This window comes from Natronoglycomyces albus, assembly GCF_016925535.1.
In the GTDB taxonomy this organism is placed as follows: domain Bacteria; phylum Actinomycetota; class Actinomycetes; order Mycobacteriales; family Micromonosporaceae; genus Natronoglycomyces; species Natronoglycomyces albus.
Window position 1 is genome coordinate 2,255,754 of record NZ_CP070496.1, and the last position, 12,030, is coordinate 2,267,783.

The window sequence follows — 12,030 nt, forward strand, 5'->3', positions numbered from 1 at the left end:
CATAATTTTTAAGGCGAGACCCCGACTGGGTCTCGCCTTAAAAGCTATGGGGTGTCACAAGCCAACGAATACATGGCAGTGGCACTCAGGCTGGTGAAGCCCGCGTTTACTCTGGTCGTTCGACCGGCTGCGGGGCGGGCGTTCCGGTGTAACGGGCGCGGGGGCGAATGATCTTGGAATCGCGAGCTTGTTCCAAGACGTTCGCCGACCAACCGACCACCCGGGAGGAGGCGAAGGTGGGGGTGAACATGTCGCGCGGCACACCGCACAGTTCCATGACGACGCCCGCGTAAAACTCGACGTTTGTGTACAGGCTGCGACCCGGTTTCACTTCGGCGAGGATCTCCACGACGCGCTTTTCGACCTGCTTGGCAAACTCGACCAAGTCTCCACCGAGGTCGGTGGCTACGCCGCGCAGCATGACCGAGCGCGGATCGTCGGTCTTGTAGACGTTGTGCCCGAAGCCCATCATGCGACGACCGGCTTCAAGTTCGCCGCGTACCCAGGTGTCGATGTTGTCGCGGGTACCAATCGCGTCAAGGGCGTCCAGTGCCCGTGACGGTGCGCCCCCGTGCAGCGGCCCGGAGAGAGCGCCGATGGCGCCGGTCAGGCATGCTCCGACGTCGGCTCCCGTGGAGGCGATGACACGGCCGGTGAAGGTGGAGGCGTTGAAACCGTGGTCGATGGTCGACATTAGGTAGGCCTCAATGGCGCGGGCGTGGGCCTCGGTGGGCTTCTCCCCGGTCAACATGTAGAGATAGTTGGCCGCGTATCCCAGGTCATCGTGGGGGGCAATGGCCTCTTGTCCCTGACTGTACCGGTACAGGGAGGTAAGGATGGTGGGCACGAGGGCGGAGGCAAAGAGGACGTCGTCGAGGCGAGAGTCCTCGTCAATGTCATACACGGGCTTCATGCCACGCTCGGCGCAGGCAAAGGAGAGTGCGGTCCGCATGCCATCTAGTGGCTTGGCGTGTGCGAGTTTGGGGAGAAGCTCAGCTAGGGCGGGGCTGGGCTGGCGGTAGGGTGCGACCCGTTTGGTGAAATCGGCCAGCTCTGCGGCGTTGGGCAGCTTGCCGTTGAACATCAAGTACCAGACTTCTTCAAAGCTGCACTTTTCGATCAGTTCAATGGCCGAATACTGGCGGTAATGATAGAAGCCTTCTTCACCTCGGACATCCCCGATAACGGTATCGGCCACGATCACACGATCTAGGCCGCGGGGTACTTCGATGAACTCCGTCATGGGGACCTCCATTGGTCAGGCAGTATTTTCCGAAGACAATGTTTACGCAAGACTGGGTCTTGTGGTTGCGACCCTTACGTTAGTGCCACGGCGCTCTCTGTGAGAGTCGAGACTCGACGTGACGGGCTCTGGTCAGGGGATCGTAAGAAAAAAGAGTAGCCCCGTTTGCATACCGAGCGCTACCAGACGGTAGGTCTGGGTGTTGTTAGTCATAGCTTTTTGACCGCCTGGCATCATAGCGGAATGAACGAGGGTTTGAATGCTGCTCCTGGGGTAGCGGTTGGCGTGTTGTTGCTGGTGGCCGCGATCATGTGGTTTTCCCCATCGGCCCGACACAAGTTGCGGAAATTGACCCTGTGGCTGGTGGTGGCCGCTATCGCCGCCATTATTTTGTGGGGCTATGCCTCCAATGCCACAGCGGGATGACAAAAATCGGAGAAGGAATGGTCTTGCAGGTCACCTATCGACTTGAATGAAGTCAACAATGAAAGTGGAATGAAACCTACAAACGCACTTACATCCCTGAGTTGAGCTAGTCATGACTATGCCCCCGACGTGACGTCGGGGGCATAAGCGATCTGGTCAGTGTGCGATTGGTTCGGTCAATCCTCGTGGGGGCTACCGATTTTCCGGCTTTGCCACAAGTTGCGGGGCGGATATGACCGCTGCGGCGCGGCACGGATCGACCAAACCCACACTTGAGTCCACAAGCGAATGTGGGGATGAGACGCTGTGGCAATGAATCATAAGGAGGTTTAGGCGGTTGGATCCGGCATGATCGTACAGGACAGTCGGGCCGTCGCGACCCGCTTTCCCTCTTCTTCGGTGGTGACGACGATTTCATAGACAGCGGAGGTGCGCCCAAGGTGGGCCGCAGTTGCCTTCGCGACGATGTAACCGTCCATCACCGGCCGATGGTGGGTGATATTGAGGTCAACGCCGACGGCGATTTTCCCAGGCCCGGCGTGCAGCATCGCACTAACCGAACCGACCGTCTCACACAACGCGGCCGTCGCCCCGCCATGCAGCAATCCGTACGGCTGCGTGTTGCCCTCGACCGGCATGCGCGCTTCGGAACCGGTGGAATCAGCGCGTATCGCGTCAATCCCCATCCACTTTCCGAGCGCACCGGCGCTCATCAGTTCAACGAGATCGACACCGACCTCTGACCATTGCTTAATAGCGGCAGGAGTAAAGATCTTCTCCGCCTCTGGGGGGAATACCTCGTGGGTTTCTCTGCTACTCACGCTCGGTAGCTTAGCGTGAAACACGCGAATGAATCAATTACTCTCGGGAAGCGACCGAACTCGAGAATTCGGACGCAGAATTCCAAAAGCCACGCCCAAAGCGAGAATCCCACTTAAAGTGTTTGTGTGATTACCGAACGTGTGGACAATCGGGTATCTTTCCGTCGCGCGGCCGTGAGCATTGCCACGGCTGCTCTCGCCACTACCACTGCGGGGTTGCTGTGGGTGACACAAACTCAGGCCGCCCCCTTGCCTGACGGGCTGGGTCCGTGTGTGGGCGAAAACTGTCCCGACACGTGGCCAGATCCCAATAGCGACGCACCCACTGGTTTCGACGAAGCCATTAACATCTACGTCGGCGGTGATTTCCTAGTACGGGAACGCGCTGCTGAGGCAGAAGGGCTAGTCGTGGTCCTCAACGACTTTGACATGAGCAAGAGCGGCCAAAGCTCTATTTACAACGTCGGTGCCGTGGGAGTGGGTTCGCGAGTACCGCCGCCAAACGGTAGCCCCTATCTTGTCGTGGGAAACGATATTTCGGTAGCGGACGGGCAACGCCTACTGGGTACCGATGGAGCTGGTGGCAACACTGGCCAGCTGATATATGGCAACGATTTCACCGGGCCGGGCACCTCTGATCCCACCGCCATCCAGGATTCCGCGGCTATCGAGCCATACGTTCACATCCGCGACAACTTGACGTCCGCCAGCACCTGCTATGCCTATGTGGACACCGAAAGACGTCCCTCTACTGGGACCGTCCAGGTCCAATCGTGGGGTGACGTGACCTTCATTGGTGATGGCGCATCGATGTTGCAGGTCTTCGAGATAGATGCGGAGCTACCTCCGGCGGACGTCGCGGACGCTGATATCGCGTTCGAAGGCATTCCCGAGGGCGCTACCGTCTTGATCAATGTTTACGGTGACATGCCAATCATCCGCACCACCGGCGGATTCGATAGTAGCTGGGCCGGGCTTCGTCACCACATCCTGTGGAATTTTCCCGATAGCCAGGAGGTGACGCTCAGCGGTAGGTCTCAGTTCGAAGGCTCCGTCCTCGTCGGGCCACAGGCGAGTATGACGACCGTCAGCACTGCTGGCGTCAACGGTCGTTTCTTCACTGCGGGAAGCTTGACGCACACCAGCCCACCTGGAACCGGTGGCGAGGAGTTCCACAGCTATCCCTTCGATGGGGACCTGCCTGACTGCGAGTCGGATCCTGATCCCACTACGGACCCGACCACCGATCCGACCACCGATCCGACCACCGACCCCACTACGGACCCGACCACCGATCCGACCACCGACCCCACTACGGACCCGACCACCGATCCGACCACCGATCCGACCACCGACCCCACTACGGACCCGACCACGGACCCGACGACCGATCCGACGACGGACCCGACGACGGACCCCACCAAGGATCCGATCATCGATAAGCCGACCAAGTCAGCCATCGGGGTACTGCCTACCACGGGAGCCAATATCGCTCTGGGCGTGACTGTCGGAGCACTGGCGCTAGGAACTGGAACCGCTGTGCTGCTGGCCATCCGCCGCCGAGACCAAGACGGCTTCGATCAGGCCGAATCATTCACCGACGAGAAGGCCTAACCCAGGTAACCAAAAGGTGACAAAGGGAGAGTCAGCGCCGTGACATTGCGAGGGGCCAGGTTCGTGTTTTTCATCGAACCCGGCCCCTCCTCGTGTCATATTTCACCTGCTACATCGGTTTTTTCCCAGGGGATCGGTGATGATTTCGGGCCAGCCGGTCGATCACGGGTCCATCACAAGTCAGCATCAGTCGCCAATGCCCCATATCGAACCTCATCGAGCTCTGAAAGACTCACCCCAGGAGACAAAATAGACAGACCCCCCAGAAGATCGCAGTCAAACTTAGTGTTGGCGTGCCGTCTCAAATATCGGAGGACCGCCCCATGCGCCGAACCGCCAAGATCGCTCTCTCCTCCGCCGCGTCAGTACTTCTCGTGCTCTCCGCCTGCAGCAGCGAGGGAGACGGTACGTCCGGCGTGGGGTTCGAAGACTGCGACGACAACCCCTTGGAATGCAACTCCGGCGAACGAATCGATGGCGGTGACCTGGTCTGGGCACTGGACTCGGGATGGAACGGCTGGACCAACGCCAAAGCCGAGACGTTCTCGCTGTCTCAGCTGACCGTGATCGAACCCGTATCCCCCGGGCATATCGATGTTCTTCCCGACGGATCTGATGACCTAGACACCGCCACCTGGGACGCCGAACCCGAGCTCATCAATGAAGATCCCATGCAGGTGCGCTACCAGCTCAACCCTGATGCCAACTGGGGAGACGGCACAAGCATCGGGTATGACGACTTCATCTGGTTTTGGTACGCGTATTCGGGAGACCCCACAAAGTGCGAAGCGTGTACTCCACCCTCAACCGTCTACGGCGCCAACGTGGAATCCATCGAGGAAGAGAAAGAAAACAGCTTCGTCATCACGTTCCGCGAGGGATATACCAACCCCGAGTGGCGCTACACCAATGTCATTTTGCACCCGGCCCACATCGCCGAAGCCAACGGGTTCACCGACTGGCAGACCAACCCTGAGGTGATGGCCGCCTCCGTCGACTACTTCGCCGAGACTCCCCCGCTCGAATGGTCGGCCGGCCCATACCGCATGATCAGAGCCGAGGTCGGCGACTACGCCATCTACGAACCCAACCAGGACTGGGCGGGCGACACTGATCGCACGCTGGACACGCTTACCTTCCAGGCGTTCAACGACACCGACGCGATCTTCACCGAAATGCGCCAAGAGGCAGTGCATGGCACCGCCCCCCGTCGATTCGACCCCAACATTATCGACCAGCTCCGTGGCGCTGAGGAGATGCGCCACAATGTTGCGCCCGGAGCCGCATGGGAACACATCACGCTCAACACACAAGGCGAGTTCCTCAGCGACGTCGAGCTACGACGGGCGGTCTTCACCGCCATTGACGTCAAACGCCTCAACGAGCGCGTCTACGGCAACGCCACCGACGAACTTGACCAGAAGCTCAACCACTTGTTTGGCCCCGACGACCAATATTTCGTCGACCACATCTCCCAGACCACACAAGGAACCGGAGACATAGAGGCCGCGCGACAGATCCTAGACACAGCAGGATACACCTGGGACGAGGACGACAACCTGCTCAGCGCCGAGGGCGACCACGTGCGGCTGGACTACCGCGTTATCGCCGACAACGTGGCCGCGCAGACAAAGGCCGAGCTCGTGCAGTTCGACCTGGAAAACATCGGCATCGACATGAACATCGACCCGTTTAACTCCGCTGACCTCACCAGTATGTTGGGAGAAGGCGAATTCGACCTAGCCCAGTTTGGTTGGACCGCAAACCCCCTATTCGCCGCAGTTCCCAACCAACAATGGCACTCCGCCTCGGCGTCGAACTTCGGTAAACTTCACAACGACGACCTGGACGCGACGATTGACCGCATCCAGCAAACCCTCGATATGGACGAAGCCGCAGCGTACGCCAACGAGGCCGTCGCAATCCTCACCGAGGAAGCCTACGTACTGCCGTTGATCCATAACCCGGCTTTGATCATCGTCTCCGAGGACCTCGTCAACGTCAGGGACAACTGGGCCACCCCCACTCGAGCCACCTACAACGTCGCGGAATGGGGATTCGTCGCCCAATAGGTCCAACAGTTCGGTTTGGGCCCTCGGTCGAACGCGGCCGCCACCCACCCCACAAGCGTGGGCCTGTGGCATCCCCGCTGACGCCCGCATTCCTCCTCATAGTGTCTCCCTCACTGGACATCGAACGAGTCTCCCGCTAACCACACAAGGACGGTGTGACATTATTCGTTGTCCGCAACAGATCAGAAGTAACATAGGAAGCAGCTGGACATCGATAACACTCTTTAATTTATTTCGTGCGGAATCGAGGTGCACCCGACGAGCAAAACTGGTTGAAAGTCAGGACATTCGAGCGTCAAATTCCAAAACTGACATTGGGTGAAGTAGCAACCTGCTTACCTCATTGTCACAGCGACAGAACGCCAGCTACCCCGCTTGCTCAGTCCTAGCCCATAGGTTATGGTTTCGTCGCGGGGGAAAGCGCGGTAAGGGAGGCGCATATGGCAACGGTGCAATCTGCGCCTATAGTCCGTGTAGCCGTTCTCCAGGACCTGCAAAGGGAACTGGAAAGCAACAGCCGGATCATCCTTCACGGCCCTACAGGGATGGGCAAGACCACCCTCGCCAACCAACTTCTCGAAAATCTCACGCACCTTCGAGTGCTCTCCGCTCGCGCCACACCCATCACAGCCAGTCAGGATAACTCTACGCTCATTGAACTCCTGAGCTCGGTCACCGAATCCGATATTGCGGCGGTCGAATCAACGAAACGCGCCACAATAGAAAACTTGATGGAGTCGCTCGCACCTCCGACGGAGCACAATCCCTGCGCAGTGCGAATTGCAGTCACCGAATTGATCGCCACCATGGCAATGAAACAGCCGTTGCTGCTTTTCATCGACGACGCGCAGTGGCTAGACAATTCCACCATAGATGTCATCTCCTACCTCTTGCGTCGCCTACCGAATGAACGTGTCCACGCGATACTCGTCGTTCCGCCCGACTCCATAGAGGATCTCCATCGCACTTTTGATCTCACTAGTTTCGGCGTACCGCCATGGGACATCACTGAAGTCAACAAACTCATCCAAAGCCACGGCATTCCCAGCCGCCTCTCGGGGCGCATCCACCATGCCAGTGGCGGCAACCCCTACCTTGCGGAGCTGGCAGCATCGTCCCTGACCGGATGGCGCGAACCGTCAGACTTTCTGCAAGCACCGCAGGAGACGGCCGAAAGCCGCATGGCAACTAGCCGCACTATCGACGAACTGCCCCGTGAGGTCCGTAAGACACTCTTGCTCGTTGCCCTCTCCGACCACCCCACTACCACTCTTCTCCGCCGGGCCGGAGACACCGAATGCGCGGCCCACCTCGATCGGGCCCGCGACATCGTGTCAATCGACGCCGACGGCATCATCACCTTCTGTGCCGAGATCTTCGCCGACGGAGTCCGCGACCAGGCCGGCCACGATGATGTCATCGCCGCCCACCGGGCCCTCGCCGATGCGGAGAACGACGTCATCTTCTCCCTCAAACACCAAGCTCTCGCCAATGTTGACACCAGTGCCGAGCTCGCCCGCGCGCTAGGAGAGGCCTCGGGGCAAGCTGTCGAGCGCGGGTACCGCAAACTCGCCGCCGAGCTGCTCCTCCTCTCGGCTGAACGCACCCCAGCCGATCAACCCGACAAGGCCATCGAAAGGCTCGTCCTCGCCACTCAACACGCCGAGATGACCAGCCATACCGATCTGGTCCGTCGTGCCGCCTCCGGAGTGCTGCGGCTGGCCACCAGCCCCGCGGACCGGGTTCGCGCGCATTTCGCACTCATGCAGGCAGCCGGACAGGCTCTGGCCGACCTCGACGAGGTCTTCGCCGAAGCCGAAGCGCTCGCCGCCACCGAACCAGCGCTGCTGGCCGAATACAAGATGTGGCAGGCTTGGCGCGCCAACGTCAGCATGGCCGACCCACATCGTGCCATCGAATACACCAAAGAGGCCGCGAATCTCGCCCACGGAGTCGACCAAGAACTTTACTCCGTAGCCCTCACCTACCAAGCGGTGCTCACCCGCAGCGTCGGTGACCTGAGCTGCCGAGCCATTCTCGAGGAAGCACTGGCCGCCACCCCAACGAACTACAACGGCGAAATCCGCACTTCCGCGCCACAAATGAAAGCCATCTTCGCCCTCCTCGACTACAAAGTAGACGAATCACGCGAACTCAACCTCGAATTGCTCCCCCAAGTCAGTAAGCGCGGCGACCTACGTGACCAGGTGGGGATCTGGCACATGCTCGCCACCACCGAGATCCGGGCTGGCAACTGCGCAAAAGCTTTGCGCTACATCAAAAGGGCAATGGAACGCAACGAGACCACCGACCATTCGCCCGGACCACTATGGATCGCGGCATCGGCGGTCTATGCCGCTGCCGTCTCCATGGACGAAGGCAAGGCGTTGGCCCGCAACGCGCTGGATGCCAGTCGGGAGGAAAACGACCTCCTCCACATCGCTCACTCCCTGACCAGCATTGGTCAATTCCAGCTCATCTCCGGGGACGCCCACGCCGCTGTCAGTGCGCTCTCCGAGGGTCGCACTTTGCTGACCACCGCCGGAATCATAGATCCTTCACTGGCCCGCTGGCATTCAGACCTAGTGGAGGCGCTGGCAATGACAGGACGGGTCGCCGAGGCCGAGGGGCTGCTCATCGATCTTCGCTCGTTGGCCACCCAACTTGAGCTACCGTTCGTGCTGGCGAGCCTAGACCGGGCAGAATCAGCTTGCCTCACCGCACGTGGAGACACCGACGCGGCAGCTGCGATGCTCCTCAAAGCCCGCGAAGCGTTTGAGGGCCTGCGGCTGCCATTGGAGATCGGGAGGGTGATTCTCACCCAGGGACGACTTGAGCGGCGGCGACGCAGGCAGAAGGCGGCCCGGGACTATATAGCGGAGGCCGCACAGCTGTTTCGCGACCACGAGGCGTACGGCTGGCTTGGCATTGTCGAATCCGAACAGACTCGGCTGAGCCAAGGCCCCCGCAACACCGAGTCCAAATTGTCCCTCACCCACGCCGAGCAACGGCTGGCGAAGCTGGTCGCCGAGGGCGCCTCCAATCGGGAGGCCGCAGCGCAGCTGTATTTGAGCGTGAAGACGGTCGAGAGCACCTTGACACGGGTCTATCGCAAGGTCGGCATCCGCTCACGCACTCAGCTTGTGGAATACATGGGGCGCCACAGTGAGAGCTCCGAGCAGTAATACCCCGGCCAGGCCCACCAGCAAGGCGTCGTATCCGATTGCGAACGACCAGACGTGAGCACTCCCCGCCATGCCTGCCTCGAATTCGGATTTCCCCAAATGGCCACCGTCGTGTGCATCTACGAGGCTTATGCAAAAGGGCGGATTCAAGGCCGCAGGAGGCCAAGTTTTCGCAGGTAAACGAGCCGACGAGAACGAAGAAGGTGCCTTTTGCATAAGCCTCGTAGTTCGTTCAAACTGTGTTTTCTGCGGCTCGACCGATATTTTCCGACCATGCCGACATGAACAGGTCATCACGTGCGGCAAAAAGGGATACTCAAGGCTTTTGTCAATTTTATGTGAATTAACCGAATTCAGCCATGTTTGGTCACTAACAGTGTTCGGCTAATACGCGGATGAAATAGGACCCTCATAGCCCCGGGGCGACGCGCACGAAATTTTTCTTCCCATCACGCTTTTCGAAGTCCACCACCGCGTCGAAGCTACCCACATTCTTCAGGCCCATCAAGGCCAAAATTCCTAACTTGACCTGCAAATACTATTGCTTCCAATTTGTCAAGTAGAAACAATTCAGTGAATACACAAAGCTACCCAAAAGCCGCGCTGGGTAACCCCCTGTAATACAAGGGTTTTCCCTCTACTCGGGGTTAATTGACACTCCTAAGATTTCGATTAGACGGGCACAATCCGAAACCCTGGCGGATATGCGTCCGTACGAGGAATATCTATTCCCCAGGTGGCTGCCGCTGGGGGCAGCCACCTGTTCGTGGAAAGGACCCCTTCATGTCACATTCTGGGACGGCGACATCCCACAAACATCGGCCACGATATATCTCTCGGAGTCTCGCCGCTGCGGCGGCACTAGCGACCACCAGCGCCCTAGCGCTATCGGTTTCTAGTCCCGCCAGTGCTCAAACCGCTGAGATTTTCGGAACCGATAACCCCGACGTCATCGACAACCAATTCATGGTGGTTCTCAACGACACCCCGGGAACGTCCGAAGAAAACATCACCGGTACCGCCGAACTGATCGCCGGCAAATACGACGGCACGATCAACCACATCTACAGCAACGCTCTGCAAGGCTTCTCGGTGGAAATGAACGCCGCAGAAGCCGAGAAGGTCGCCGCGCTGCCAGAGGTGGACTTCGTAGAAGCCGTCTACGAAGTAGAAGCCGACACCACCACCCAGTCCAACCCACCCAACTGGGGGCTGGACCGCATCGACCAACAATCGCTTCCACTCGACGATGAATACACCTATCCCTCATCAGGTGGTTCGGGAGTGACGGTCTATGTCATGGACACCGGAATCCGCACGACTCACCAAGAGTTTGGCTCCCGTGCATCCACCGGCCCGAACTTCACCGGCGATGGGGTAGACAACGGCGACTGTCAAGGACACGGCACCCACGTGGCTGGTTCGGTAGCCGGTGCGCAGTACGGCGTGGCGAAATCCGCCGACGTCGTCTCACTGAAGGTTCTCGCTTGCAACGGCCGCGGATCGCTGGACGGCATCATCGCCGCCATCGACTGGGTCACCGACAACGCCTCAGGACCGTCCATCGTCAACATGAGTTTGGGTGGTAACTCAAGCAGCGGCGACCAGGCTTACGAAGCAGCCATCAACGCTTCCATCAACGCTGGCGTGACCTACGTGGCCGCCGCCGGTAACGATGGCGCAAATGCCTGCAACTACAGCCCGGCTCGATTCGAAAACGTCATCACGGTCGGTAATAGCAACTCCAACGACTCTCGCCACATCAGCCACCCCGGACCGAGTAACTTCGGCCCGTGCGTGGATATCTTCGGCCCCGGAACCGACATCTTGTCGGCCACTCACCAGAACAACACTGGCGTCGTGAGCTTCACCGGTACATCCATGGCAGCCCCGCACGTTGCGGGAGTCGCGGCCCTGTACCTCGGTGAGAACCCGAACGCCAGCCCGGCTCAGGTCGAAAACGCGCTGCTGAGCAACGCGGTCTCCGGAGCCCTGTCGAACATTGGACAAGGGTCGCCGAACCTGTTGCTGAACTCGCAGTTCCTGCTGAACGGCGACGATGACAACGACAATGGCGACACTCCGCCCGTCGAGGGCTGTGACGGCTACCAGCACACCGAGTCCGGTTCACTCCAGGCCGGTAACTGGCACTTCCTGCCCGGCAGCCAAGGCTACTTCTACGCCAGCGCCGGTACGCACGAGGCATGCTTGGAAACCGCCAATGGTGGCTTCCGGCTTTACCTGGAGTACTGGAATGGTTCTAGCTGGACCATCGTCGCTTCCGGTGAAGACAGCCTCACCTATCAGGGGCCTGCCGGGCACTACAGCTACGTTGTAGCGGCCACGAATGGCGGGTCTGGGGCATACACCCTGGGGTTCTCCACTCCTTAAGGCCACACCCTGGGCTTTAACGAGATTGACCCCTAAACCCTTCGGTTCGGGCAGTGCCTATAGGCACTGCCCGAACTCATTGCTAGGCGAACTTACCTGGCGTAAAGTCCTCGAATGCTGCGACGAACGAGTCCGCGTGTCTGTTGCGTCCCTAGGTGCTCTCGCTGAGGTTCCGTTCGACTTTTGACATGACCTCATCAGGCTTAGATCCTGGCCCCGCAGCGACTTCGCGGCGCACCAAGGCTGTGCGGAGCCGAATGCGAAGTCGGTGGTAGATG

Annotated in this window: 7 protein-coding genes; 5 read left to right on the forward strand and 2 right to left on the reverse strand. The window is 59.4% G+C overall.

From position 1 onward, the window contains the following. Positions 1-106: 106 nt before the first annotated feature. Entirely contained in the window at positions 107-1,243 is a 1,137-nt protein-coding gene (locus tag JQS30_RS09585; protein WP_213170067.1) for a citrate synthase/methylcitrate synthase, read from the reverse strand. 243 nt (positions 1,244-1,486) lie between these two features. On the opposite strand from JQS30_RS09585, the gene JQS30_RS09590 reads away from it, so the two are divergent. Continuing rightward, the gene (locus JQS30_RS09590; RefSeq protein WP_213170068.1) at positions 1,487-1,669 is read left to right on the forward strand and encodes a hypothetical protein; all 183 of its coding nucleotides are present in this window, start codon (positions 1,487-1,489) and stop codon (positions 1,667-1,669) included. A 329-nt stretch (positions 1,670-1,998) separates the two neighbouring features. On the opposite strand, the gene JQS30_RS09595 is transcribed toward JQS30_RS09590, so the two are convergent. Continuing rightward, positions 1,999-2,490 carry a PaaI family thioesterase gene (locus tag JQS30_RS09595; protein WP_246497845.1) on the reverse strand — a complete coding sequence of 164 codons (492 nt, stop codon included), beginning with the start codon at positions 2,488-2,490 and terminating at the stop codon, positions 1,999-2,001. 126 nt (positions 2,491-2,616) lie between these two features. On the opposite strand from JQS30_RS09595, the gene JQS30_RS09600 reads away from it, so the two are divergent. The 4 genes from JQS30_RS09600 (at position 2,617) to JQS30_RS09615 (ending at position 11,752) form a co-directional block, all read left to right on the forward strand. Further along, a complete protein-coding gene (locus JQS30_RS09600; RefSeq protein WP_213170069.1) occupies positions 2,617-4,104 on the forward strand; it encodes a choice-of-anchor A family protein in 1,488 nt (495 codons plus the stop codon). A 323-nt stretch (positions 4,105-4,427) separates the two neighbouring features. Beyond that, positions 4,428-6,176 carry an ABC transporter substrate-binding protein gene (locus JQS30_RS09605; protein ID WP_213170070.1) on the forward strand — a complete coding sequence of 583 codons (1,749 nt, stop codon included), beginning with the start codon at positions 4,428-4,430 and terminating at the stop codon, positions 6,174-6,176. Between the two features lie 440 nt (positions 6,177-6,616). Beyond that, entirely contained in the window at positions 6,617-9,361 is a 2,745-nt protein-coding gene (locus JQS30_RS09610) for an AAA family ATPase (protein WP_213170071.1), read from the forward strand. Between the two features lie 783 nt (positions 9,362-10,144). Beyond that, complete coding sequence (locus JQS30_RS09615; protein ID WP_213170072.1) at positions 10,145-11,752, forward strand: S8 family peptidase; 1,608 nt, start codon at positions 10,145-10,147, stop codon at positions 11,750-11,752. The last annotated feature ends 278 nt before the right edge of the window (positions 11,753-12,030 follow it).

Bases quoted from the DNA above. Each gene is read 5' to 3' on its own strand.
- JQS30_RS09585 (WP_213170067.1), bottom strand. From the start codon at position 1,243: ATGACGGAGTTCATCGAAGTACCCCGCGGCCTAGATCGTGTGATCGTG.
- JQS30_RS09590 (WP_213170068.1), top strand. From the start codon at position 1,487: ATGAACGAGGGTTTGAATGCTGCTCCTGGGGTAGCGGTTGGCGTGTTG.
- JQS30_RS09605 (WP_213170070.1), top strand. From the start codon at position 4,428: ATGCGCCGAACCGCCAAGATCGCTCTCTCCTCCGCCGCGTCAGTACTT.
- JQS30_RS09610 (WP_213170071.1), top strand. From the start codon at position 6,617: ATGGCAACGGTGCAATCTGCGCCTATAGTCCGTGTAGCCGTTCTCCAG.
- JQS30_RS09615 (WP_213170072.1), top strand. From the start codon at position 10,145: ATGTCACATTCTGGGACGGCGACATCCCACAAACATCGGCCACGATAT.